Here is a 26,329-nt window from a genome sequence, read left to right as displayed (position 1 = left end):
CCTACAATTATAAGCCTTCCTCTTCTATTCGTGTCTTGAATGTCTCAATGGTTTCATATAAAGATTCGTAAGATTTTCCACCTGCTGCATTGATATGCCCGCCTCCGTTGAAATATTTCCTTGAGAACAGATTAACGTCTACATCATCCTTGCTTCTGAAAGATATTTTAATAAAATCTTCATAAAGATCCTCCATAAAGAATGCTGACATTTTCACTCCAATGATGCTCAAGCCATAATTTACAAATCCTTCCGTATCGCCTTTCTGGAAGCCATATTCCTGCAGCTCTTCCCTCGTCAGGTATAAAACGGCCACTTTACCGTCATTTACCACTTCTATCCTTCCCAGGATCAGGGCCAACAAATGCAGCCGGGATATCGTATTGGTATCCCAGGTGTTCGATGTAATAACAGACGGATCCGCTCCTTTTTCTATGAGGTTTGCGATGATCCTGTGTGTAGTGGCACTGGTGGAACGGAACCGGAATCCTCCCGTATCGGTCATAATCCCTGTATACAGGCATTCCGCAATATCCTTATTTACATATTTCTCATCGTCCATGGCTTCAATAAAATGATAGATCATCTGTGATGTCGCCGGGATGATGGTATCTGAATACACGAAATCAAAAGATTCTGGTTGCTGATGATGATCAATAAGGATTTTCTTGCCTTCGGCTTTAAGCAGCCATTCTCCTAAAAATCCTATTCTCTGATGAGAATTGAAATCCAGACAGAAAATCACATCCGCCTCCTGGATCAGATCAAAAGCCTGCCTCCTTTTGTATTCGGCAATGATGGCCTTTTTAGCTTCCGGCATCCATTTGAGAAACTTAGGAAAATCATTCGGAACGATAATTTCAGCATGGATACCTTTTGCTCTCAGATAATGTTTCAACCCTAAGCTTGAACCAATGGCATCTCCATCAGGATTGTAATGGGTAAGAATTACTATGCTGCTGTCAGGGGTAAGAAGCGTATTGATTTCTAAGAGTTCGGCAGGTGTAAACATCATTGTGTTTCTTTCTATAAATTTAAGGCTCCAAAGATAGAGCTTTTAAATAACATAAACATTATTTTTAAATATAAAGAATTTTGCCTGTTTTCAGGCTTTGCAGGCCGCCGACTGAAAAAACATTTCAAAAAAAGATTATTAAAGTTTGTAACTTTTAAAAAATTCTATATCTTTGCAACCTGAAAATTAATAGATAATTACGATTTAAACATATAGTAATGAGTAAAAGAACATTCCAGCCATCAGAAAGAAAGAAAAGAAACAAGCACGGTTTCAGAGAAAGAATGTCTACGCCAAATGGAAGAAGAGTTTTGGCTGCGAGGAGAGCTAAAGGCAGAAAGAGGTTAACTGTAAGTGCATCACGCGCTAAGAGATAATTTCTTGAATTATCATATACAAATCATGCTTGAAAAGTAGTTTTTCAGGCATTTTTTGTTGTTAAAATTTACTAAAGTTTAGGTTCCTTAAGTTTCTTTTTTCTATTTTTAAAATCTGAAAAAATTTTGGAAACAGCCTCTTAAAATTGAATTATGCCACACACACATATAGCTGGAGATAATATTATAAGTTTGCAGCACGCAAAAATTGCACAAAAAAACTTTACTGTTCTTACTGATGTTAATCTGAATATCAAGAAAGGAAGATTTTGTTATCTTATCGGGAAGACCGGTTCGGGAAAAAGTTCCCTGCTGAAGACTCTTTACGGGCATATTCCTTTGGCGGCAGGTCACGGAGCCGTTGTTGGATTTGATCTGGCAAAGCTGAAAACCTCAGATATACCTAACCTAAGAAGAAAGCTCGGAATCGTTTTTCAGGATTTCCAGTTGCTGCCTGACAGAACCGTAGAAAAAAATTTAAGATTTGTTCTTGAGGCTACCGGATGGAGTGACAAAGTAAAGATGGAAGACCGTATCAATGAAGTACTGGGAAGCGTGAACATGAAAAGCAAAAAGCATAAGATGCCTCATGAGCTTTCCGGTGGCGAGCAGCAGCGTGTGGCTATCGCAAGAGCATTATTAAACCATCCGGATCTGATTCTGGCGGACGAACCCACAGGTAATCTTGACCCTGAGACTTCCAACGAAATTATGACCCTGCTGAAGCAGGTAGCCCTGGAAAACGGTGCCGCTGTAGTAATGGCAACGCATGATTACCATATGATACAGAACTTTCCCGGAGAAGCCATCAGGTGTGAAGATGGAAAAGTTTCTGTACTTGACACAACGGAATTATTTGAATAATTATTTACCGAAAACATGAAACTCTTTAGTGAGTTCAAGATATTGGTCCGAGTATTTTCTCGGGCTTTTTTCTATGATTATCTCAGAGTCCTCTACCGGTATGTCGAACAGGGAAAACTCCAGGACAAGTCTTTTTATTTTTGCGCTTTCTATGCCTTTAATATGGATTCTCCGTTTTAAAAACAATCCGTTTACCCGGGAAATCCGTATAAATTCTTCTCCTGCCTCAACAGGGATAATCACAGAAAAGATCCCTTTTTCAGAAAGGAGCTTTGAGGATTTTGAAATCAATTGGGTAAAGTTCAATTCCACGGTCTGGCGGGCAATCTTATCTTTGGCAGATCCGGATTCTTCAAAATAAGGAGGATTTGAAACAATCAGATCAAATCTGTCACCGGTCTCATAGGTTTTAAAATCCTGGAGAATATTATGCAGCCTCGGAGAAAAATCAGAGCTTTCAAAGTTAGTTCTGGTAAGCGCTACAGCTTCTTCGTTAATATCTATTCCCAAAAATTCGGCCAGGGGATTTCTCTGGGCCAGCATCAGCGAGATCAATCCGGTCCCCGTACCTACCTCCAGAACTCTGGCTGCATTTCCCACATCCGCCAGGGCACCAAGGAGCACTCCATCTGTACCTACACGGAAGACGTTGTGGGATTGCCGGATTTCAAATTGTTGAAACTTAAAAACCTTCATTATAGATTGGTCGGTAAGGTAATCGTGAAAGTGGACCCTTTCCCAACTTCCGACTTCACAGAAATTTCTCCTTTATAATCTTCCACCATCTTCCTCACCATAGACAGCCCCAGTCCCATCCCACTGGTTTTTGAAGTGAAATTAGGCTCAAAAATCCTTTCGAACATATTTTCGGGAATACCGATCCCGTTATCCTGAACCGAGATCATTACTCTTCTCTGATGCTGTTCAACATCTACATTGATAATTAATTTTCTTTCGTCACTCTGTGCCTGCTTGGCATTAGTAACAAGGTTGGTAATGATCCTGGAAAGGTAAATCCTGTCCATATTGATCATAATATTGGTTTTATTGGAATGCATGAAAATGCTTTCATCATTGAAAACCCGGAGTATATCTTCCACCTCGGCATTCAAATTAATCACTTCATTATTCTTTTCAGGGAGCTTCGCAAATTCTGAGAAAGCCGATGCAACAGTAGCAATCAGATCAATCTGGTCCACCATGGTCTTACTCATCTGCTTTACCTTCTCCCTGATATTGGGGTCCTGAGGATCAAACTTCCTTTCAAAGTTCTGAATAGTCAGCTTCATCGGGGTCAGCGGATTTTTTACCTCATGAGCCACCTGCTTGGCCATTTCTCTCCACGCTTCTTCGGAGGCCTTGAAGCGCAGCCTCTCCTTTTGATCCTGGATTTGAAGAATCATCCGGTTATAGGCTCTGGCCAGAGCATTCAGCTCATCATTTTTATAATACCTGATGGGGCGCATTTCATTTTCAAACAAAGTAATCCTTGTGATCATATCAGAAAACTTGGTAATTGTTTTTGCCAGGCCATTAGAGGTAATCCAGCTTATCCAGATACTGAAGAGGATAAGGAAGATATCGACGAGAAGAATATATTTCACATATTCGGAAAGAACTTCAAGATAGGCGGATTCATTATGATAGAGGGGAATATATACGATACCGATGGGCTCCAGCTCATTATTTTTAAGTATCATATAGGAAGAGGTCAGCCCTGCATCTTTTGATTTGTCATACCCTTTTATATCCACCCGTGCATCCGTTGCCAGGATTTTGTTAACAATGCTTAACGGAACCGTTCTCTGCTCGATCATGTTTATATCCTTATTAGAAAGCAGATAGTTTCCCTTTAAATCGTAGATCACTATATCATGCTGATTGATATCAGCAATTTCATAGATCTTATTCCCTAAAACCTTAGGAAGATCCTTTGTTTCAATAAGTGCCCGGCTTACTGCATAATCCAGATACCTCATTACGGCATTGGTTTTCTCCTGCATATCGATCCTGCTCTGCTGTAAGGAATTGTTTCTTAAGACGAAATAGGGAACCAGGGATGTGGCAACGACACATAAAAGACATACCAGTAAGAAACCGAAGAACACCCGATTTCTCAAGCTATATCCTTTGTATTTATTAATTGACATTCTGTTTTTTAATTAACCTAGCAATATACTTACCAATTATATCAAATTCGAGATTAACTTTATCTCCGGCCTTTAGATGCTTCATATTGGTAAATTCCCAGGTATACGGGATAATGGCAACGGAAAACCGGGAATCCTCACTTTTTGCTACTGTTAAGCTAATCCCGTTGACTGTGATTGAACCTTGCGGTACGGTAACAAAATCCCCGCCTGCATCATATTGAATGGTAATAAAATAGCTTCCATCTTTATTTTCTATGCTTACCACTTCACCAGTTTTATCCACATGGCCCTGAACGATATGCCCATCCAGTCTGCCGTCCATTTTCATACAACGTTCAAGGTTGACGACAGTTCCCACCTCCCATTTCCCAAGATTGGTCTTTTCCAGGGTTTCATTAATGGCGGTCACAATATACCGGTCGTTCTCAATTTTTACTACGGTCAGACAACAACCGTTATGGGCCAGGCTTTGGTCTATTTTTAATTCATTGGTAAAAGGGCACGTCAAAGTAAAATCTATATTACTTCCTTTTTCTTCTATTTTCTCTATTACCCCAACTGCTTCAATAATTCCTGTGAACATATTATTTTTTCCTAAATTTGTACATTATAATCTTCAAAGATAATCAAAATGAGCCCAAAAAACCATAAAGTACGAGTAGGAATTTCAATCGGTGATTTCAATGGCATCGGCCCGGAAATCATTATGAAATCTCTGAAAGACAAAGCTATCACGGATTTTTTCACTCCGGTAATCTTCGGCTCGGGAAAATTATTTACCTATCAGAAAAACATATTCAAGCTTAATTTAAACTTCAATTATATTAATGATGCTTCACAAGCCCAAGGAGGAAAACTCAACATGGTAAACCTTGTGAAAGACAATGTGAATGTAGAGCTTGGGGTACCTACCGAGGAATCCACCAAAATGGCTATTTCCTCATTGGAAGCAGCCACAGAAGCCCTGATGAAAGGAGAAATCGATGTTCTGGTAACGGCTCCCATCAATAAGGATGAAATGATGAAAATGGGATTTCAGCATGCAGGCCATACAGGATATTTTGAGGAAAAATTCCATAAAAAAGGGCTGATGTTCCTGGTAACGGAGGATCTGAAAGTTGCCGTATCAACCCATCATATCCCTATTGCCAAGGTGGCTGAAAATATTTCCAAGGAAAAGATAAAGAAACAGCTAAGGACTTTAAATCAGACACTGATTGAGGATTTCTGTATCCAAAAGCCCAAGATCGCTGTTCTGGGGCTAAATCCGCATTCGGGAGATGGCGGAGTGATCGGAAATGAAGAAATAGAAATTATAGAACCTGCCATCAGGGAGGTCTCGGAAAACGGGATTCTGGCTTTCGGCCCCTTCCCGGCCGACAGTTTCTTTCAGCCAAATAAATACAAGAGCTTCGACGCCGTTTTAGCCATGTATCACGACCAGGGGCTGGCTCCGTTCAAAACCCTGGCTTATGAAGAAGGAGTAAATTATACGGCAGGGCTTCCGTTTATCAGAACTTCTCCGGATCATGGGGTTGCATATGACATTGCGGGAAAAAATATCGCCGATGAGCAGAGCTTTACAGAAGCTATTTTTACGGCTATCAAAATTTTCAAAAACAGAAGTGAATACAATGATCTCATGAGTAACCGGCTGCAGCCTAGAAAAATGGCCGTAGACAACGGGATAGATGAAGATCTTCCGGAGGAAACTGAAGTATAAATCATTAAAGCAATTTTTTAAATAATTTTGTTTTAGATTTTATTTGTTATTATAAAAAAAATGCATATTTTTGCACACTCATTTTATGGACAAGTTAAGAAACTACGACGTAAGCTTCTCCGGACTAAAAAACGGAAAGCACGAGTTCAGGTTTGAGATAGATAAAACGTTCTTTCAATTATTTGACACTGAGCAGGAATTTACAAATCCTAGAATTACGGTAGATGTTTTACTTGATAAACACACTACTTTTCTAGAATTTGAGATCAGGATACACGGGCTTGTAGAATTGGTTTGTGATATTACAAATGAAAATTTCGACTACCCGATTGAGAACCAGATCAAAGTTCTGGTAAAGTTTGGAGAGGAATATGATGACAGTGACGAAGATGTGATCACCATACCAACCGGAGATCACGCTTTCAATGTGGCACAATTGATCTACGAAAATGTGGCACTTTCAATTCCGATGAAGAAAATATCCCCCAACGTAAGTGACGAAGATCTGGAAATCCTTGACAGATACAGCCCAAAAGACATTGAAGAAGCTAAAGAGAAAGAACAGGAAAATGACCCGAGATGGGACGCATTAAAAAAGTTAAAAGATAAAAATTAAATAATTTAAATATGATGAGATGATGAATCTCATCGCTCATCAATTAAAAAAGTTATTACAAATGGCACATCCAAAGAGAAGACAGTCGTCTACAAGAAGAGATAAGAGAAGAACTCACTACAAAGCTGTAGTTCCTCAATTGGCTAAAGATGCAACTACCGGTGAACTTCACCTTTATCACAGAGCTCACTGGCATGAAGGAAAACTATACTACAGAGGAAAAGTAGTATTGGAAAAAGCAGTTGAAACTACTGAAGAAAACTAAGAGTATCTTTTTAAAAAAAGACTCATTTTAATACAAAAACCGCCTGATTTTGATAAAATCGGGCGGTTTTTTGTTGTTTTTTATGATTTTTTGGTATCTTTGGCCCAAAATCAAATATCAAATTTATGGACATTAAAGACATACAGAATCTTATCAAATTTGTGTCTAAGGCTGAAGTATCAGAGGTAAAATACAAAACAAAAGATTTCGAGATTACTATTAAAACTCCATTAGCGGGAAGTGAAATGGCCTATGCCCAGCCGGCAGTATACCATACGGCTCCACAACAGGTAGCGGCCCCTGTACCTGCTGCTGCGCCTGCGGCCGCCCCTGCTGAAAAGAATGAAGTGGCGTCTGACGACAGCAAATATGTAGCGATCAAGTCTCCGATGATCGGAACCTTCTACAGAAAACCGGCTCCTGATAAGGATGTATTTGTAAATGTAGGAGATGAAGTTTCCGCCGGAAAAGTAGTTTGTGTAATTGAGGCAATGAAGTTATTCAACCAGATCGAGTCTGAAATAAGCGGAAGAATTGTTAAGATTTTAGTAGACGATGCTACGCCTGTAGAATACGATCAACCATTATTCTTAGTAGATCCATCTTAAGGAATTTTAGATTAACAGATGATCATTTTAGATGAGCCTTCATTTAAAATAGTTTAAAATTCAAAATTTAAAATTTAAAATTTCGGAGATGTTCAAAAAAATATTAATAGCCAATCGTGGCGAAATTGCAATGCGTATTCTGCGCACTTGTAAAGAAATGGGGATCAAGACCGTTGCTGTATATTCCACTGCAGACAAAGACAGTCTTCATGTAAGATTTGCTGACGAAGCGGTTTGCATTGGCCCTGCAATGAGTAAAGACTCATATCTTAAAATTCCTAATATTATTGCAGCTGCGGAAATCACCAATGCGGATGCCATTCACCCGGGTTACGGATTCTTATCTGAAAATGCCAATTTTTCAAGAATCTGCCAGAAAAATGGGATCAAATTTATCGGAGCTACTCCTGAACAGATTGAAAAAATGGGAGATAAGGCGAATGCCAAAGCTACCATGAAAGCTGCAGGAGTACCGTGTGTACCCGGATCTGACGGACTGATCGGGTCTTATGAGGACGCTGTAAGGATCGCTGAAGAAATCGGATATCCGGTAATGATCAAGGCTACTGCCGGAGGTGGTGGAAAAGGAATGAGAGCAGTATGGAAAGCCGAAGACCTTAAAGATCACTGGGAATCTGCTATTCAGGAAGCTGTTGCCGCCTTTGGGAACGGAGGCATGTATATGGAGAAGCTGATTGAGGAGCCGAGACATATCGAGATCCAGGTTGCAGGCGACCAGTACGGTAAAGCTTGTCATCTTTCTGAAAGAGATTGCTCGGTACAAAGAAGAAATCAGAAATTAACCGAAGAAACCCCTTCGCCTTTTATGACGGATGAGCTTCGTGAAAGAATGGGAGAAGCAGCGGTAAAAGCGGCAGAGTTCATCGGTTATGAAGGTGTGGGAACCATTGAATTCCTGGTAGACAAACACAGAAATTTCTATTTTATGGAAATGAATACCAGGATCCAGGTAGAGCACCCTATCACCGAACAGGTAATTGACTATGACCTTATCAGGGAGCAGATCCTTCTTGCAGCCGGAACTCCTATTTCAGGAATCAACTATTATCCGAAGCTGCATTCTATTGAGTGCAGGATCAATGCCGAAGATCCTTACAATGATTTCAGACCTTCACCAGGTAAGATCACAGGATTGAATATCCCTGGCGGACATGGAGTAAGGGTGGATACCCACGTTTATTCGGGATACACCATCCCTTCCAACTACGATTCCATGATCGCGAAGCTTATCACGACTGCCCAGACCCGTGAGGAGGCAATCGCAAAAATGAGACGTGCTCTGGAGGAATTCTATATTGAAGGAGTAAAAACCACCATCCCTTTCCATAGACAGCTAATGGATAATGACGATTATCTTTCCGGCAACTACACTACAAAATTTATGGAAAGCTTTGTCATGGATAAAAAATATGATAATCATTAAGATTGTCTGAATATATTCCACTGAACTGCCTCTGCCTGAGGCAGTTCTTTTAATTTATGTCTTCTCATATTAAATTATTAACTTTGTCCAAAAAGTAAGAATATATGTCAACAGTAGAAAAAGCAAAAAATTCACAATATTTTATCGACCTTGAAGACCAATACGGAGCTCATAATTATCATCCTCTTCCTGTGGTGCTGGATCGTGGTGAGGGAGTTTTTGTATGGGATGTGGAAGGCAGGAAATATTATGATTTCCTTTCAGCTTATTCTGCTGTAAACCAAGGACACTCCCATCCTAAAATTGTAAAAGCCCTGATTGACCAGGCCCAGAAACTGGCTCTGACTTCAAGGGCATTCTATAATTCAAAGTTAGGAGAATACGAGCAAAAAATAACCTCTCTTTTCGGCTTTGACAAGGTTTTACCTATGAATTCCGGGGCCGAAGCTGTGGAAACGGCTGTAAAATTAGCCCGAAAATGGAGCTACGAAGTAAAAGGAATTTCTGAAAATGCAGCCAGGATCATCGTTTGTGAAAATAATTTTCATGGAAGGACGACCACTATTGTTTCGTTTTCCAATGATCCTGATGCAAACAATAATTATGGTCCTTTCACTCCCGGCTTTATTAAAATCCCTTATAACGATATCCACGCTTTAGAGGAAGCGCTAACCAAAGATGCCCAAAATATTGCTGCATTCCTGGTAGAGCCCATCCAGGGAGAAGCCGGGGTATATGTTCCTGATGAAGGCTTTCTGAAAAAAGCTTCGGAATTATGCAAAAAGCATAACGTACTTTTCATTGCCGATGAAGTTCAAACCGGAATTGCAAGAACAGGAAAGCTGATCGCCTGTCATCATGAAGATGTTCAGCCGGACATTCTCATCCTGGGGAAAGCCCTTTCAGGTGGAATGTATCCTGTATCCGCCGTTTTAGCCGACAATGACGTGATGAATGTGATCAGGCCGGGCCAGCATGGCTCTACTTTTGGCGGAAACCCGCTAGCCTGTGCGGTTGCTATAGCCGCTTTAGATGTGGTTTCAGAAGAGAATCTATCCGGGAGGGCTGAGCATCTCGGGCAATTATTCAGAACTGAGATCGAAAAAGTGATTGAGAAGACCGATCTGATCACTAAAGTAAGAGGAAAAGGCTTATTAAATGCCATTTTGATCAATGACACACCTGAAAGCTCTACTGCATGGAACCTTTGTTTAAAGCTTAAAGACAATGGCCTTCTCGCTAAGCCTACCCACGGAAATATCATAAGGCTGGCCCCTCCATTGGTTATTACAGAAGAGCAGCTGTTAGACTGCGTGAGGATTATAGAAACAACGATCTTAGATTTCAAAAAATAGACATGCCTGAACTCACTGAGAAAGTAAGTGGCTTAATCATAACCTATAACGAAGAGAAAAACATTCGGGAAGTACTCGGATGTTTTGATTTTTGCGATGAGATCATTGTTGTAGATTCTTTCAGTACAGATAATACCTTAGAAATAGCAAAATCTTTTCAGAATGTAAAAATCATTGAAAACAAGTTTGAAGATTTTACCCGGCAAAGAAACCTGGCTTTAGATCATGCCAAAAATGACTGGGTATTGTTTCTGGATGGTGATGAAAGAATAACCCCTCAGCTTAGGGAGGAAATCATCAATGAACTGAATAAAGCCGATAAAAAAGATGCTTACTATTTTTACAGAAAATTCTTTTTTGCAGGAAAGCCCATCCATTTTTCAGGAACCCAGACTGATAAGAACTTCAGGCTTTTCAGAAAATCTAAAGCAAGATATATTACCGAGAAAAAAGTTCATGAGACACTGAAAGTTGACGGTACAATTGGCGAACTGAAAAATAAACTCCTCCACTATTCCGTTACAGATTATAAATCTTACAGGCAAAAGATGATTCTTTACGGGATTTTAAAAGGACAGGAGCTGGCAGCAAGAGGAAAAAGATTCAATGTTTTAACACAATATTCTAAAACAGCATTTAAATTCTTCAAGGCATACATTTTGCGGTTAGGAATCCTGGACGGCAAAGAAGGGTATCAGCTTTCTTACTTACAGTCCTTAAGTGTTTTTGAAACCTATGAATCATTAAAAAGGAGCAAAATTAGTTGAATGAAGATTTGTGTAATTAGTTTCGACTTTTGGGGATATGATGAACATATTGTGGATGCATTATGCAATAAAGGCATTGATGCCCATCATATTAAAATTGGGGACGTTACTCATTCCAACTTCCAGGAAAGGGCTGTAAATGCTTTAAGCAAGACCATCCTGAATAAAAATTTAAAAACAGAAAAACGTCAGCAATACGTATTGGATTCATTGCAAGAGCTGGGATACCAGGACCAGATCCTGGTTTTGAATCCTGATACTTTTGACAGGTCCACACTGGAAGAGATCAAGATGCATACCGGCAGGCTTATTACTTATCTTTATGACAGCCTGGACAGGTTCCCGGTAGAGAAGGATAAATTAAACCTTTTTGATAAGATTTTTTCATTCGATATCGCTGATGTTCAGAAATACGGATTTGAGAAATTGACCAACTATATTTATCTGCCTTATCTGCCCTGCAATGCCCAGAATCCTGAAATGGACCTTTTTTATATAACCTCATACGATAATAAGAGAATCTCATTTATAAAGCTGCTGGCCAAAAGGCTGACTGAACTGGATCTCAAATTTCAGATCATGGTCATCGGGAAAAAAGGCTGGAAACATCAGCTGAGAAATTTGTTCATCAAGGTTCCGGAAAGCTTGTCTGTGATCTTCAGCATAAAAAAAGTTTTCCATGAAAAGCTTCCCGGCTATTACAGGAACTCAAAAGCTTTACTGGACCTTACCCGTGAGAACCAGTATGGATTAAGCTTCAGGGTTTTTGAAGCCATGGCGTTGGAAAAGAAAATCATTACAGATAATGATGCCATCAAAAGCTATGATTTTTACAATCCCAATAACATCCTGGTTTTGAACAGTTCATGCAGCAATCTGGAAAAAGATTTTTTTGATCGTCCTTATGAAAAAATCCCCGAAGATATTTACTATAAATATACACTCGATAATTGGGTAAATAAAGTATTTGACTTAAATAAGAATACATGAAGAAGCTTTTATTTATAGCCCCAGGATATTATGGTTTTAATGAGGTTGTTTACGAAGGTCTGAAAAAATATAGTGGCTATGATGTAGTACACATTAATTCTACTCTGCCTTATCAATACAAAAATTTTTTCGAAAGAATCTATAATTTTTTCCTAAAAACTTTTTTAAAGAAAAATATTAAGAATATCAAAAGGGGTGAGCATATTCAACGGATCATCAATGCATCCGATTATGACCTGCTGATTGTTAACAGACCCGATGTTCTAAGTGAGTATGATCTGAACGCGGCCATCCGTAAATCTAAATTCTCAGTTACTTTATTCTGGGATAGTATTCAGAAAATCCCTTCTCAAAAAGAATATATTCAAAAGTTCAACGTCTGCTGCAGCTTTGATTCCGATGACTGCAAAAATTATGATTTGAAATATATTACCAACTTTTATTTTGTAAAAAATAAAAATACCTCTGTAAAATATGACATCTCTTATCTGGCTACCTATGATCAGAGAATTGATGAGACAATTTCCCTTTTCCGGTATTTTAAAAACAATCATATTTCCGCAAAGGGAAAAATTTTCACCTATAAATCCATTCCCGTAAAAGAAAAATTACCCGATACTATAGAAGTTGTTCATCAAATCATCCCATTTTCAACATCCTATCAGTATTATCTGGATAGCAAAATTATACTGGACATCGCCCATCCCCATCAGAAAGGATTATCTTTCAGGCCCTTTGAAGCAATCGGATTACATAAAAAGATCATAACCACCAATCAGGAAATTGTTCATTATGACTTTTATGATCCTGAAAATATTCTGGTGATCAAAGATGTAAATAATTTTACAATTCCCGAAACTTTCATTAAAAGCGAGTACAAGGAACCTACTGAAGAAATAAAAGAAAAATACTATATTCGGAACTGGATAAAAACCATACTTTCTTTTAATGAAAACTAAAATCTATTTCATATGCCCCAACAATAATTTCGCAAGCGGAGGTGTAAAACAGATCTACCGACAGGTAGAAACATTGAACAACAACGGTTTCGAAGCCTATATTCTGCATAAAAAAACAGGAAAGCGTGATCAATGGTTTAACATCAACGTCCCTATTGTATATAGCCCCGCATTATTTAAGCAGCTCAAATACCTCTATAAAAAGAAGAAGATGACCTTCACCAGGAAGCTGATCTTACAGTTCCTGGCAATGCGCAGCAAAAAAATTGAAAAGAATGCTGTTTTGGTATTCCCGGAAATCTATGGCCCGGATATTCATAGCATAGAACCGGAAATTTCAAAAGTGATCTTCAATCAGAACTGTTACTATACTTTTGTCTATTTTTCAATATATGAAGATTATAAAATCAACCCATATAATCACCCGAAAACCCTGGCAACCATTGTAGCTTCCGAGGATGCTAAAAACTATATGCAATACGCATTTCCGGAATCCAGGATTCTAAAAATGAGGCTGGGAATCAATAACGATATTTTCAGCTATTCGGATAACAAAGAAAAGCAGATTTGCTTTATGCCAAGAAAACTGGGTGATGATGTCACACAGGTCATCAGCATTTTAAAGCAACGGAACGCATTAAAAGACTGGAGACTTGTACCGATAGACAATAAAACTGAAGCTGAAGTGGCAGAGATCATGAAAAAAAGCACTTTTTTCTTAAGCTTTAACCATAAGGAGGGTTTCGGACTGCCACCGGCTGAAGCAATGTCATGCGGATGTTACGTAATAGGCTACACCGGCCAGGGAGGGAAAGAATATTTTAAGCCCGAGTTTTCATCAGCGGTAGAGGACGGAAATATTATTGAGTTTGTTCAGAAAATTGAAGCCTCAATAAAAGCTTATGAAAATAATCCCGGAGATATTTTACAAAAAGGGAAAAGAGCTTCTTCTTATGTTTCAGAAAATTATAGTTTGGAAAACGAGATACGGGATACTATTGATATCTGGAACAGCGTAATATAATAGCAGCAATTTAAAAGCTATTGCCTAAATCATATCAAGCACTCTTAAAAACCCATAATTTTAAGTAAATTTGCACAAAATTTATTGAAATGGAGAAAGTAAGAGTACGTTTTGCTCCAAGTCCTACAGGGCCTTTGCATCTGGGAGGCGTGAGAACTGCATTATATGACTATCTTTTTGCTAAAAACCAGGGTGGTGAGTTTGTATTGAGAATTGAAGATACAGATACGGCAAGATACGTGGAAGGAGCTGAAGAATATATTGAAGAAGCTTTGGAATGGTGCGGAATTATTCCGGATGAAAGCCCTAAAAAAGGAGGGAAATTTGCTCCTTACAGACAATCTGAAAGACGAGAAATTTACGACCGCTATACTGAGCAGATTTTAAAAACAGATTATGCTTATCTGGCTTTCGATACCCCTGAAGAACTGGATGCCATCCGTGCCGAATTTGAAGCAAGAGGTGAAGTTTTCTCTTACGATAATAAAACAAGGAACCGGCTGAGAAACAGCATTGCTCTCTCCGAGGAAGAGGTACAGGAATTGCTGGCTCAGAAAACCCCTTATGTGGTAAGATTCAAAATGCCTGTTGACAGAACTCTGAACCTTGAAGACATCATCCGTGGAAAATTTTCTGTAAACACCAATACCCTGGATGACAAGGTGCTGGTAAAAAATGACGGGATGCCTACCTACCATTTTGCCAATATCATTGACGACCACGAAATGGAGATCACCCACGTTATCCGTGGAGAAGAATGGCTGCCTTCATTAGGCCTGCATATGCTACTTTATGAAGCAATGGGATGGAAAGCACCTCAGTTTGCCCACCTTTCGTTAATCCTGAAGCCTGAAGGCAAAGGAAAATTAAGTAAAAGAGACGGTGATAAATTCGGGTTTCCGGTGTTTCCTCTGGATTTTAAGGATCCTGCGACCGGCGTTATCTCTAAAGGCTACAGGGAAAACGGTTACCTTCCGGAAGCTTTCATCAATATGGTTGCACTGCTGGGCTGGTCACCTGCGGATGACAGAGAGATCTTATCCCTGGATGAGATGGCTAAAGAGTTCGACCTTCATAAAGTTCATAAAGCGGGGGCAAGATTCAGCAAAGAGAAGGCGGAATGGTTCAATCACCAATACATCCAGATGAAATCAGATGAAGACCTTCTCGGAATTCTGAAAAATACGGATCTCAACTTATCCGGCATCTCAGATGAAAAGCTGTTGAAGATTATCCATCTGATGAAAGAGCGGGCTACTTTTCCTAAAGATATTTACGAAAACGGAAAGTTTTTCTTTGAAGCCCCAACCTCTTATGACGAAAAAGCTTCTAAGAAAGCCTGGAGTGAAGAAACCCCATTAGTTTTAAATGAGCTCATTTCAAGACTTGATAATGCTGAGTTCACTGCTGAGAAGCTAAAACAGGAAATTCATGATTTTGCTGAAAACAAAGGATTGGGAATGGGCAAAGTAATGATGCCGCTCAGGTTATCTCTGGTAGGCGAGCTGAAAGGTCCTGATGTGCCGGATATTCTGGAAATCCTTGGAAAAGAGGAAAGTACATCCAGGATAAGCAATGCGATCAATAATTTTAAATAGGTTTTCATAATTTTTCATAAATTTGAAAGATTTAATTTACTTCAAGAATGGAATATTTAAGTTTCGAGCTCCCTATCAAAGAATTAATGGATCAATTACAAACCTGTTCTTTAGTAGGAGAAGAAAGTGGTGTTGATGTAAAATTGGCGTGTAGCCAGATAGAGGATAAAATCATAGAGAAGAAAAAAGAGATCTACGGAAATCTTACGCCCTGGCAAAGGGTACAGCTGTCCCGGCATCCGGATCGTCCGTATACATTAGATTATATCAACGGAATGGTAGACAAAGGAAGCTTCCTGGAGCTCCACGGCGACAGGAACTTTGCTGATGATCCTGCGATGGTAGGGGGATTGGCCACCCTTGATGGTCAGAGAGTGATGATCATAGGAACCCAGAAAGGAAGAACAACCAAGGAAAGACAGCACAGAAGATTCGGGATGCCGAATCCTGAGGGATACAGAAAGGCTTTAAGGCTGATGAAGCTTGCCGAAAAATTCAGCATTCCTGTTGTAACCCTGGTAGACACTCCCGGAGCTTATCCCGGGTTGGAAGCAGAGGAAAGAGGACAGGGTGAGGCCATTGCCAGAAATATTTTTGAGATGGTTCAACTGAAGACTCCGATCTTCACCTATATCATCGGGGAAGGTGCCAGCGGCGGGGCTTTAGGAATTGGTGTAGGAAATAAAGTATATATGTTGGAAAACACATGGTATACCGTGATCGCACCAGAAAGCTGCTCTTCTATCTTATGGAGAAACTGGGATCATAAAGAAGATGCGGCCAATGCTCTAAACCTTACTCCAAAGGATGCATTAAGAGAAAAGTTTATCGACGGAATCATTGAGGAACCACTGGGGGGAGCGCATTATGATCCCCAAACGGCATTCCTGAATCTGAAAAACTCGATTTTACAAAATATTAAGGCCTTTTCTAAATTCACAGGACAGGAGCTTGAAACCCAAAGGCAGGAAAAATTTATTGCCATGGGACAGTTCAAAGGATAAAAAAAAGGCTAAGAAAATTTATACTTTCTTAGCCTTTTTTACTAGTCATTGCATTGACATCCATTATTATTCCTCTCTCAAATTCAGTTCGATCTCAATATCTTTATTGATTTTCTTCACCGACGAATATTTGGCATCACAAACCATCGTCGTCAAGACATAATCTCCCTTTTCTATAAGGATATAATTTTGTCCGCTGGCCGGTACATCAAGATTATAATACTTTTTTCCGCTTATCTTAACGATCAGATTGCATTTAGATCTGTTCTTAATATTGATATAAGCTTCCTTATCCATCGGATCATTATTAAAGAGATGGGTGAGCATGGCAGCCGTTTTCTTGTTTTTCTCACTCGGCTCGGATTTTTTACTGCTATTATCTATACCTGCATAATTTACGGTTCTGGTCGCAGAAGCGTTACCGGTATTAGAAGCCAGTGTTTTTGCAGACCCGGCTTCATTATTATTGGTGATCTTAGCAATTTTATCTTTACTCAGGGGGGTAATTGTAGGCTTTGCTTCCGGAGAATTGTCAGCCATAATTATTTGGATCAATTTTCGTTTAAAATAATCGGTTTTAGGGTGCCCTGGGTTCTGCTTTAAAAATCCGGCGATTATTCTTGCTTCATGTGTGCTTTCCGCATCACATTCCGTATAGATGATCATGGTTTCTTTTTCAGCGACGGCCTTGGCTTTTGCTTTTTTCTTCTTCTGAGACAAGCCAAGGGTAAAAATGCATAAAAATAGGAGAAGAAATATTTTTCTCATTAACTAAACATTTAAAAAATTATTAAATAATTAAATAACGTAAAAAGTCATTTTTTAGTTTATCATTAAAATCATTATCTTTGCACTGCTCAAAAATAAACTAAAAATTAATACTAATTTCAAATAAAAAAATAATAAATATTATGTCTTATACACCAGCTGCTGCAGACGTAGCAAAATTAAGAAACACAACAGGTGCAGGTATGATGGACTGCAAAAAAGCTCTAGTTGAAGCTGAAGGAGACTTCGAAAAAGCAATCGAAATCCTTAGAAAAAAAGGACAAAAAGTTGCTGCTAACAGAGCTGACAGAGAGTCTACTGAAGGCGCAGTTATCGCTAGAGTAAATGAAGACAACACTTTAGGTGCTATCATTTCTTTAAATTGTGAAACGGATTTCGTTGCTAAAAATGAAGCTTTCATTGAACTGGCTTATGAATTGGCTGAAATGGCAATCTTTGCTGCTACTAAAGAAGAGCTTCTGGCTACAGATTTCCACGGAATCACTGTTGCTGAAAAACTAGTTGAGCAAACAGGTGTTATCGGTGAAAAAATTGAGATCGGTGCTTTTGAAAGAATCGAAGGACCTTTCCTTGGAGCATATATCCATGCAGGAAATAAAATTGCTGCGATCACTTCCCTTTCTGCTAAAGTAGATGGTGCTGACGAGGTTGCTAAAACCGTTTCCATGCAGGTAGCCGCAATGAACCCAATTGCTTTGGATGAAACTCAGGTTTCTCAGGAAACGATCGATAAAGAATTAGAAATCGAAAGAGAACTTCTTACCAAAGAAGGAAAACCTGAAAATATCATCGATAACATCCTTAAAGGTAAAATGCAGAAGTTTTACAAAGAAAACACTTTGGTTCACCAGGCCTTCATTAAGGATGGAAACCAGTCTGTTGCCGACTATGTAAAATCAGTAAATGCAGACTTGAAAGTTACAGGATTTGTAAGAGTAAGCTTGTCTTAACAAACATATTTTTAAAATCTGAACCCGGTGAAATTCACCGGGTTTTTTATTGATTTTTAAGCTCTGTAGCTTACAAGCTGAAATAGCTTAATCTCAAATATCATTTTATACACACAGTGATTATTAAGTCAGCAATCATGCATAATTTTAAATTTTATTTAACTTTAATTAACAATATTTCAAATATTATTTTAATTTTGTAAAAATCCTAATATTCCAAAAATCCTATGAAAAGATTTTTACTCAGCTTAGTATTCGTTTTTTTAACAATTAATACCCTCTTTGCCCAAAGAGATACAGAACATTGGATAGCCCCTTACTTTGATTCCGTTGGCGGATATACAAACGCATTATACCTGTCGACCGATTCCACAACCCCTGTTGATGTAAGGATATACAGCAACAATACTTTAGTAACCACGGTTACCATCAGTAAAGGCAATCCACAAACATATACCGTTAGTAATAACCTTATTGTAGCCACCAATTCTGCTGACGCCTTCAAAGTGATCAATAAAGGATTATACCTGAATGCGGATAAACCTTTCTTCTGTAGCCTTAGGCTGGCTCAGCTATCGCATGGTGAGGTCATTACAAGTAAAGGAAAGGCAGGTATCGGTAAAGAATTTTATGTAGCTACCAGCCCTAACACCTCCACAAGTACATTATACAACTTTACTGCTGGAATTTTAGCTACGGAAGACAATACTTCTGTAACGGTAACATGGAATACTCCGGGAATAACTTTTACAGGAGGAACCGCTACAGGAAACTCTCATACGTTTACCTTAAACAAAGGACAATCTTTTATATTTTCAGGCCCTGGTACCGCCGCTGCCAGCCAGGCCGGGTTTATGGGGGCTAAAATTGTTGCGGATAAACCGGTAACCCTGACCAACGGGAGCTGTAACGGTAATTTCGGGATTGGATTCTCCAGCGGTTCGGATGCGGTTCTTGACCAGTCTGTCCCTGTAGAAAGGCTGGGAAGCACTTTTGCCATTGTTAAAACCAAATCTACGGACCCCAGCGAAAACATGGAAGGAGGGATTATCGTTGCCACAGAAGACAATACCCAGATATTCCTGAACGGCTCTACAACCGCTGCTGCCACGATCAATGCAGGACAATGGTACAGGATTGATGAAAGCAACTATATCACGCAACCCGGAGCCGGCACACATTCCAACATGTTTATTTCAACCTCACATAATGTCTATCTGTACCAGTTGGTTGCTGTAGGTTCCAGTAACGCAACCTGCGGATTTAATTATATCCCGCCTTTAAACTGTTTCCTTCCAAGGAAAATCGATGAGATCGGAAAAATCAATGAAATGCCGGGCATTAGCAGCCCGATCAGCTTAAAGCTGAATATATTAACGGAAGCCGGTGCAACCATTCTAGTGAACGGTACGGCCCCTACCCCTGCACAGGGCCCTTATCCTCTGACAGGAAATACGCAATGGCAAACCTATGCCATAGAAGGGATTACGGGAAATGTGACCATTACTTCCACTAAAGCTGTAACAGCCGGTATCAACGGCGGATATAGTACTGCCGGCTACGGCGGATATTTCGCAGGGTTCTCCTCTATTCCTGTTATTGCGAAAAAAACCGGAGACTGTGTTCCTGGTATCGTACTGGAAGTAGATGACAGCTATGAAACCTATCAGTGGAACCTGAACGGAGTAGCAATTGCCGGTGCCACATCCAATACATATACTCCGACACAGCCAGGAAATTATACTGTAAGAGTGACAATGGGAACGTGTCCTCCGGTAACTACACCTATCTATAAGGTTTTCCCTTGTCTGAAAGAAACTACAGCAACCATGAACGCCTGTGCATCCAAGATCATAACACCTACATTCTCCTACACGACTTCACAGGTTCCGGTTCCTAGTACTGTAACTATCATTAGCTACCCTACCAATGGTACGGCAACTTTAGATACCGCGACCGGTAAGATCACCTATATTCCTAATCCCGGCTACTTTGGCCCTGACCAAATCATTTATAAATTCTGTGGGAATGCTCCTGAGTTTATTGAATGTGAACAAGTGACTCTAAACCTCACCGTTGTTCCGTTTACTTTAACTGATGCCACCATAAAAGCATGTCAGTATAACGGAAAAGGATTTTTTGACCTTACAACGGCAGCTGTTACTTCTTATGACCCCGTAACTAAAAAGTTCTATCCTACTTTAGCGGATCTCAATGCCGGAACCAATCAGATCAACAATCCTACCAACTATCTTTCTGCGGCAGGATCTGTTTATGTAACGGTAACCACCAATGAAGGCTGTATAGGAAACGCAAAAATAACACTGGAATTCCTGCCTTCTCCGGTAGTGAATGAAGCCACATTGGAAGAGTGCTTTATTGAAAATAATGAAACAGCCGCTTCATTTAATTTACCAGAAGCTAACGTAACCGCAGAGTCTCCGGTAACCAAAAAATTCTACCCTACCTTCACTGATGCGAGTAACGGTACCAATGAAATTCTTAACAATATCAACAATTACATCTCTGGCGACGGAGCCGTATATGTAAGAGTTTATAATGCTCACGGATGTTATTCAATCGCTAAGATCAATCTCCACGTGATCCCTCCTAAGAGATCTTCCCTGCTGGTAGACCAGTATATCTGTATCGATGACAGAACAATTATAGATGCCGGCCCTGGCTATGATTCTTATGAATGGAGTACCGGAGCCACCACACAATCTATACAAGGAGTTCCTGTGGGAGAATATTGGGTGATCCTTGAAGACCACGGATGCTTTGTGAAACAAACCGTTAGCGTTAAAAAAGCTCCGGACCCGGTAATTCAGGAAATCCAGATCTCCAACAATACGGCGACCATAATAGTTACCGGAGGAAAAGCCCCTTACCAGTATGCTGTAGACGGCACCACCAACTGGCAGGATTCTAATGTAATTACCGGACTTACCAGAGGACAGCATACATTCTATGTAAAAGATGCCTATGATTGTACCCCTATCGCCGTAGAGATTACCGTACCGAATTTATTGAACGTAATTACACCGAACGGAGATAACAAAAACGATTATATTGATTACAGCGAACTGGCTTACAAAGACAATCTAATGTTTGTAATCTATGACAGGTATGGCAATAAAATATTTACCGGTGATAAATTCAACAACTACAGATGGGATGGCAGACATTTCGACAAGAAAATCTCTACGGGAACATATTGGTACCACATCAACTGGAATGAACCGAATAAAGAAAAAACCCCAATAAAATATACCGGTTGGATTCTGGTTAAAAATATAGATTAACCATTTTTTAACTCATTTTTAAACCACGATTTTAAAATCGTGGTTTTTTATTATTTTTTCAAGCCATCAATACATTTTATTATTAAATTTGTGGTAAAAGCTATAACTGGATGAAGAAAATTCTATCTTTTTTATTTATATTTTTTATTTTCACCTATACTTTTGCTCAACTGGACAGGGAACACTGGTTTGCGCCTATGGTTGACAGAACCGGAAACCCGAATCCTTATCAGACATTATATCTGTCCACCAACCGGACTAGTCCGTTCCCAGTCAGCATCTATAATAATAATGTTTTAATAGGCACTGTAAATATCAGCAAAAACAACCCTCAGAAATTTGATGTTTTAAGGGATTATATTATCACCACCCAACAGACAGATTTATTTACTCCTACTACAAAAGGGCTGTACCTGAAGGCAGAGTTTCCCTTCTATGCCAATTTAAGGTTTTCAGTCTTCAATCATGCTGAAATTATTACTTCAAAAGGAATTCCTTCCACAGGCAAGAATTTTTATGCCGCAAGCGCTCCTATCAGCGTGAGTAACATCATCCTGAATTTCATGATGAGTGTACTGGCAACAGAAGACAATACCACCGTTACCGTTACCGGATATAAAAGCACGGTCCAGTTTTCAAACGGGATGACCGGAGCTACAAACCCCACCCTTAATTTCACATTAAACAAAGGGCAGTCTTATATCATCGATGGTATCGGAAATATTGCGGGGAATTTTGACGGATTTATCGGAGCCAAGATTACGGCTAATAAACCCGTAAATATAACCAATGGGAATTTTAACGGGCAATATGCCGGAGACTATCCTACAAGCTCAGATATTCTAATGGACCAGGCCGTTCCTGTAGAGAGATTAGGCAACGAGTTCGCCCTGGTTAAAGGTAACGGATCTATTGGAACAAATATGGAAGGAGCCGTGGTTATTGCCACAGAAGACAATACCCAGATTTTTGTCAACAATGAGATCCCTCCGGTGGCCACCCTTAATACAGGCCAATATTTTGTGATCCCTGATACCAAATATCAGCCTCAGGGAAGCAACCATTATAACCTTTACATACGGACTTCGAAAAATGCTTATGTTTATCAAATTCTGGCGGGTAACTCCAATACCGGAAATGAAGTGGCAACAGGTGGGTTCAATTTTATCCCTGCCCTGAACTGCTACCTGCCTAAGCAGATTAACGAGCTGGGCTTTATCAATGAAAATTTTGTGCATTCCAATAATAATCCATCAGGAATCCTTGCTATTCCCACAAAGCTAAACCTGATCACGGAAAGAGGAGCTGTAGTTACCGTGAACGGTGTTACTCCACCGGCAACTACAGGCCCTTTTAACATGACTGGAACCAATAATTGGGTTACTTATGGAATCCCTAATGTAACCGGAACTATTACTGTTGTTTCCAGTAAAGCAATTACGGCAGGAATTAACGCAGGAAGTGATGCTGTAGGATATGGCGGCTTTTTTGCAGGATTCCCCACCCAGCCTGTAATATTAAAATCCGGAGGTGATTGCATCCCGGGAATTATTCTCACTGTGGACCCGATCATCTATGACACCTACCAATGGTATGTGAACGGCATATTGATCCCAGGCGCTACTTCAGCCTCCTATACTCCTACGCAACCAGGGTATTATACCTGCTCAGTAACAATGGGGAGCTGCGCTCCGCTGGTAACGGAGCAGTTCAAGGTATTGAACTGTACCAAACAAAGTACAGCCATCTACGATGTCTGTACAACGAAAGCCATTACTCCTGCATTTACCAGTTCCACGCAAACTCCCGTTCCTTCCACCGTAGCCATCACCACAGCGCCCACCATGGGAACAGCAACGGTGGATCCAGCCACCGGAGTGATCACCTATACCGTAACCAATCCGGGAACCACCGGAACAGATACCTTTACCTACACCTTCTGTGGCAACGATCCGGATTTCCCTGATTGTGAAACAGTAACGGTAACTATAAACATTCAGGTCCTCACCGTTACAAATGCTACATTGTATGCCTGCAACATAAACGGACAGGGAACCTTTGATCTGACGACTGCTAATGTTACCAATAATTCTCCGGTAACCATTACCTATTACCCTACTTTGGCAGATGCCCAGACAGAAAACCCCGCGGCATTGATTACAACAACTACAGCCTATACTGCCACCAACGGAACCATTGTCTATGCCGTGGTTAAAAACACTATTGGCTGCAAAAGCATTGCTGAGATCACACTTAACCTGTTTCCCCTGGCGGCCGTATTGGAAAACTATACCGGAACTTTTTGCGACGATAACCTGGATGGTATTGTTAACATTACATTATCAGACATCACTGCGATCGTATTAAATAATCCTGCTTATTTTACCAATGTAAGATATTATGCCAACTTAGCTGATGCCAATGCAGGAAATAATAATACTTTACCCAACAACTGGACTTATACAGCAGCTACAACAATTTATATAAGAGTAGACTCTCCGGATGGCTGTGCCCCGGTAATCAAACCTTTAAACTTCAATGTAGGGCCTAAAGTTCCTTTATTAACTACCTCAGTAATCGTAAGTGTCTGTGATGATGACCTGGACGGCATCAAGCAGGTAGATCTATCCCAATACATTGCCCAGTTTACCACAGATCCGGGGGTTTCCGTAACCTATCACGGTTCTCAGGCAGATGCCCAGAATAATGTAAATAGCTTAAACAATCCGATGAACTTAACAGGCACCCAGACCATTTATATCAGATTTGAAAAAAATGGAATTTGCCCTAATGTAGCATCGATCAGCATTACTATAAAAACGCCTAAAAAATCGGATATCCTTGTAGACCAGGTTATTTGCCCAGATACCAAAACTACCCTGGACGCTGGGCCCAATTTTGAAAGTTATTTATGGAGCACAGGTGCCACCACTTCATCCATCACCAACGTTTCTGTGGGGACTTATTGGGTAGACCTTACCTATCAGGGATGTGTATACAGGCAATACGTGAATGTCATTGAATCTCCGCTGCCGGCAATTACGGCAATAGAGATTAACGGGCAGACAGTAACGATCACCGCGGGTGGCGGAACTCCTCCTTATGAATATTCTTTGGACGGAATCAACTGGCAAAGCTCAAATGTGTTTCAAAATGTTCCCAGAGGAAATCATATAGCCTATGTAAGAGATTCTAAACGATGCAAAGACGTTACACGCCCTTTCGTTATCATTAATCTGATCAATACCATTACTCCTAACGGAGACGGCTACAATGATGATATAGACTATTCTGCACTGATGAATAATGATAATCTGGAGTTCCGGATCTTCGACAGGTATGGTGCGGAAGTCTTCAGAGGAACCCCAACCAACCGATATATCTGGGACGGAACAATGGGAGGAAGGCCTGTGAATACGGCAACATACTGGTATTTTATAAGCTGGACCGAATTCGGCGGGACCACTACTGTGAAGTACACGAGCTGGCTGCTGGTAAAACACAGATAGCCGGCCACAGAAGCTTTCCATGCGAATTAAACTTATAACATTCATTAACAGTTCCGGGATAAAGTTTAATATAACTTTAACCCCTTTTTGTTATCTAATGGATACGAATTGCGGTATTTCTACGTAATTTTGCCGTATTATATGAAAAAACTCATTACTCTGTTGTTATTGGTTTTTCTGGCAAAGATCAATGCTCAAATATATTCTGGTGAAGTATTTCTAAGGGACAATTCTGTATTATATCTCAATCAGGTATACGTAACCAACCTCAATACCCAGACAACCGTTCTTACAGACTATAACGGTGATTTTACCATCCGTGCCAATCCCGGTGATGTTATCCGTTTCACTTCCATTGTAACGGAAAGAAAAGATATCAAGCTTTCGCCACAAATGTTCGGGCCTAAAAACCTGATCGAATTAAAGATTGCCTATCACGACATCCAGGAGGTTGTCATCAGCAGATTTAAACCTACCGGAAACTTAAGATATGATGTTAACGCACTGAAAAAAGAGGATAAGGGTTTGGCGATAAAAAAAGTGATCGGCCTGCCTGAACCAAAAGGTGACGGAACTCCTCCGGAATTGCCTGTTGCCGGATTAAGGGATGGAGGACTTACCTTCAGCCTGGAAAGCATTTATGATATCCTTTCAGGAGAAAGAAAGAAAAAGCAACGGTACATGGCTTATGAACGGATGAATAATTCTGTTGTCCAGATTAAAAATTATCTGGGTAAGGATTATTTTACAAAGTTTAAAATTCCTGAAAACTTAATCGATAATTTTCTTCAGTTTGTTTATACTTCAGAAAATATAGAGCCTTATATTCTTGCAGGAAACTATGAGGCCGTAAAAATCCCTATTGAAAAATATTTGCCCATTTACCAACGAAGACTGAGAAACTCTCACCTTCAGGAAGTTATAAAATAATCGCCCGTTCATTGTGGTTCGGGGAAACTTATATCATTTAAATTTCATTAGATACATTTTTAAAAAGTCTGAAATTATTTTTAT

23 protein-coding genes are annotated in these 26,329 nt (G+C 39.8%); 18 read left to right on the top strand and 5 right to left on the bottom strand.

Going from position 1 to position 26,329, the window contains the following annotated elements; genetic code table 11:
- Positions 1 to 7: 7 nt before the first annotated feature.
- Positions 8 to 1,012 carry a DHH family phosphoesterase gene (locus ABMQ40_RS06055; protein WP_370897714.1) on the bottom strand — a complete coding sequence of 335 codons (1,005 nt, stop codon included), beginning with the start codon at positions 1,010 to 1,012 and terminating at the stop codon, positions 8 to 10.
- Between the two features lie 221 nt (positions 1,013 to 1,233).
- On the opposite strand from ABMQ40_RS06055, the gene rpmH reads away from it, so the two are divergent.
- Positions 1,234 to 1,392: a 50S ribosomal protein L34 gene (gene rpmH, locus ABMQ40_RS06050; RefSeq protein ID WP_162031914.1), complete on the top strand. Its 159-nt coding sequence runs from the start codon at positions 1,234 to 1,236 to the stop codon at positions 1,390 to 1,392.
- Positions 1,393 to 1,545: 153 nt separating this feature from the next.
- Entirely contained in the window at positions 1,546 to 2,256 is a 711-nt protein-coding gene (locus tag ABMQ40_RS06045) for a cell division ATP-binding protein FtsE (protein ID WP_370897581.1), read from the top strand.
- Here ABMQ40_RS06045 and ABMQ40_RS06040 read toward each other — a convergent pair whose 3' ends face one another.
- From ABMQ40_RS06040 to ABMQ40_RS06030, 3 genes are read right to left on the bottom strand one after another with little or no spacing between them, the layout of a single operon-like run.
- Positions 2,257 to 2,952 (bottom strand): tRNA1(Val) (adenine(37)-N6)-methyltransferase, encoded by a 696-nt coding sequence (locus tag ABMQ40_RS06040; RefSeq protein WP_370897579.1) that lies wholly within the window; start codon positions 2,950 to 2,952, stop codon positions 2,257 to 2,259. It abuts the gene before it with no gap.
- Positions 2,952 to 4,406: a sensor histidine kinase gene (locus ABMQ40_RS06035; protein WP_370897577.1), complete on the bottom strand. Its 1,455-nt coding sequence runs from the start codon at positions 4,404 to 4,406 to the stop codon at positions 2,952 to 2,954. The genes ABMQ40_RS06040 and ABMQ40_RS06035 overlap by 1 nt, the downstream gene beginning before the upstream one ends.
- On the bottom strand, positions 4,396 to 4,992 hold the full coding sequence (locus tag ABMQ40_RS06030) for a riboflavin synthase (protein ID WP_370897575.1): 597 nt from the start codon (positions 4,990 to 4,992) through the stop codon (positions 4,396 to 4,398). Before ABMQ40_RS06030 ends, ABMQ40_RS06035 begins: the two co-directional genes overlap by 11 nt.
- Positions 4,993 to 5,040: 48 nt before the next feature.
- On the opposite strand from ABMQ40_RS06030, the gene pdxA reads away from it, so the two are divergent.
- The 12 genes from pdxA to ABMQ40_RS05970 all read left to right on the top strand — a co-directional run bounded on the left by pdxA (position 5,041) and on the right by ABMQ40_RS05970 (position 16,762).
- Positions 5,041 to 6,132, top strand: a complete 1,092-nt coding sequence (gene pdxA, locus ABMQ40_RS06025) for a 4-hydroxythreonine-4-phosphate dehydrogenase PdxA (RefSeq protein WP_370897573.1) — start codon at positions 5,041 to 5,043, stop codon at positions 6,130 to 6,132.
- An 85-nt stretch (positions 6,133 to 6,217) separates the two neighbouring features.
- A complete protein-coding gene (locus ABMQ40_RS06020; protein WP_370897571.1) occupies positions 6,218 to 6,748 on the top strand; it encodes a YceD family protein in 531 nt (176 codons plus the stop codon).
- Between the two features lie 61 nt (positions 6,749 to 6,809).
- Positions 6,810 to 7,013: a 50S ribosomal protein L32 gene (gene rpmF / locus ABMQ40_RS06015; RefSeq protein WP_100075768.1), complete on the top strand. Its 204-nt coding sequence runs from the start codon at positions 6,810 to 6,812 to the stop codon at positions 7,011 to 7,013.
- A 125-nt stretch (positions 7,014 to 7,138) separates the two neighbouring features.
- Complete coding sequence (gene accB / locus ABMQ40_RS06010; protein WP_370897569.1) at positions 7,139 to 7,621, top strand: acetyl-CoA carboxylase biotin carboxyl carrier protein; 483 nt, start codon at positions 7,139 to 7,141, stop codon at positions 7,619 to 7,621.
- Positions 7,622 to 7,709: 88 nt separating this feature from the next.
- Entirely contained in the window at positions 7,710 to 9,065 is a 1,356-nt protein-coding gene (gene accC / locus ABMQ40_RS06005) for an acetyl-CoA carboxylase biotin carboxylase subunit (RefSeq protein ID WP_370897567.1), read from the top strand.
- A gap of 104 nt (positions 9,066 to 9,169) precedes the next feature.
- The gene (rocD, locus tag ABMQ40_RS06000) at positions 9,170 to 10,420 is read left to right on the top strand and encodes an ornithine--oxo-acid transaminase (RefSeq protein WP_370897565.1); all 1,251 of its coding nucleotides are present in this window, start codon (positions 9,170 to 9,172) and stop codon (positions 10,418 to 10,420) included.
- 2 nt (positions 10,421 to 10,422) lie between these two features.
- A complete protein-coding gene (locus tag ABMQ40_RS05995) occupies positions 10,423 to 11,187 on the top strand; it encodes a glycosyltransferase family 2 protein (RefSeq protein WP_370897563.1) in 765 nt (254 codons plus the stop codon).
- Positions 11,188 to 12,177: a WaaS/CpsH family glycosyltransferase gene (locus ABMQ40_RS05990; protein WP_370897561.1), complete on the top strand. Its 990-nt coding sequence runs from the start codon at positions 11,188 to 11,190 to the stop codon at positions 12,175 to 12,177. It begins immediately after the preceding gene.
- The gene (locus ABMQ40_RS05985; RefSeq protein WP_370897559.1) at positions 12,174 to 13,136 is read left to right on the top strand and encodes a WaaS/CpsH family glycosyltransferase; all 963 of its coding nucleotides are present in this window, start codon (positions 12,174 to 12,176) and stop codon (positions 13,134 to 13,136) included. Before ABMQ40_RS05990 ends, ABMQ40_RS05985 begins: the two co-directional genes overlap by 4 nt.
- A complete protein-coding gene (locus tag ABMQ40_RS05980; protein ID WP_370897557.1) occupies positions 13,126 to 14,160 on the top strand; it encodes a glycosyltransferase in 1,035 nt (344 codons plus the stop codon). The genes ABMQ40_RS05985 and ABMQ40_RS05980 overlap by 11 nt, the downstream gene beginning before the upstream one ends.
- An 89-nt stretch (positions 14,161 to 14,249) precedes the next feature.
- Complete coding sequence (gene gltX / locus ABMQ40_RS05975) at positions 14,250 to 15,758, top strand: glutamate--tRNA ligase (protein WP_370897555.1); 1,509 nt, start codon at positions 14,250 to 14,252, stop codon at positions 15,756 to 15,758.
- Positions 15,759 to 15,805: 47 nt separating this feature from the next.
- Positions 15,806 to 16,762, top strand: a complete 957-nt coding sequence (locus ABMQ40_RS05970; protein WP_370897553.1) for an acetyl-CoA carboxylase carboxyltransferase subunit alpha — start codon at positions 15,806 to 15,808, stop codon at positions 16,760 to 16,762.
- Between the two features lie 66 nt (positions 16,763 to 16,828).
- Here the strand turns inward: ABMQ40_RS05970 and ABMQ40_RS05965 are convergent, their stop codons facing one another.
- Complete coding sequence (locus tag ABMQ40_RS05965; RefSeq protein ID WP_370897551.1) at positions 16,829 to 17,530, bottom strand: DUF6759 domain-containing protein; 702 nt, start codon at positions 17,528 to 17,530, stop codon at positions 16,829 to 16,831.
- Positions 17,531 to 17,673: 143 nt separating this feature from the next.
- Here ABMQ40_RS05965 and tsf point away from each other — a divergent pair, with 143 nt between their 5' ends.
- From tsf to ABMQ40_RS05945, 4 genes are all read left to right on the top strand, one after another.
- Positions 17,674 to 18,501 (top strand): translation elongation factor Ts, encoded by an 828-nt coding sequence (gene tsf / locus ABMQ40_RS05960; protein ID WP_370897549.1) that lies wholly within the window; start codon positions 17,674 to 17,676, stop codon positions 18,499 to 18,501.
- Positions 18,502 to 18,728: 227 nt separating this feature from the next.
- Positions 18,729 to 21,806 carry an FIDD domain-containing protein gene (locus ABMQ40_RS05955; protein ID WP_370897547.1) on the top strand — a complete coding sequence of 1,026 codons (3,078 nt, stop codon included), beginning with the start codon at positions 18,729 to 18,731 and terminating at the stop codon, positions 21,804 to 21,806.
- A gap of 110 nt (positions 21,807 to 21,916) precedes the next feature.
- Positions 21,917 to 25,315, top strand: coding sequence for an FIDD domain-containing protein (locus tag ABMQ40_RS05950; protein ID WP_370897545.1), 3,399 nt, complete (start codon positions 21,917 to 21,919; stop codon positions 25,313 to 25,315).
- A 141-nt stretch (positions 25,316 to 25,456) separates the two neighbouring features.
- Positions 25,457 to 26,245: a hypothetical protein gene (locus ABMQ40_RS05945; protein WP_370897543.1), complete on the top strand. Its 789-nt coding sequence runs from the start codon at positions 25,457 to 25,459 to the stop codon at positions 26,243 to 26,245.
- Positions 26,246 to 26,329 lie beyond the last annotated feature (84 nt).

The organism is Chryseobacterium gossypii, from assembly GCF_041361455.1.
Classification (GTDB): domain Bacteria; phylum Bacteroidota; class Bacteroidia; order Flavobacteriales; family Weeksellaceae; genus Chryseobacterium; species Chryseobacterium gossypii.
The sequence above is the reverse complement of the archived record's forward strand: the minus strand, read 5'-3'. Positions and strand labels throughout refer to the sequence as shown.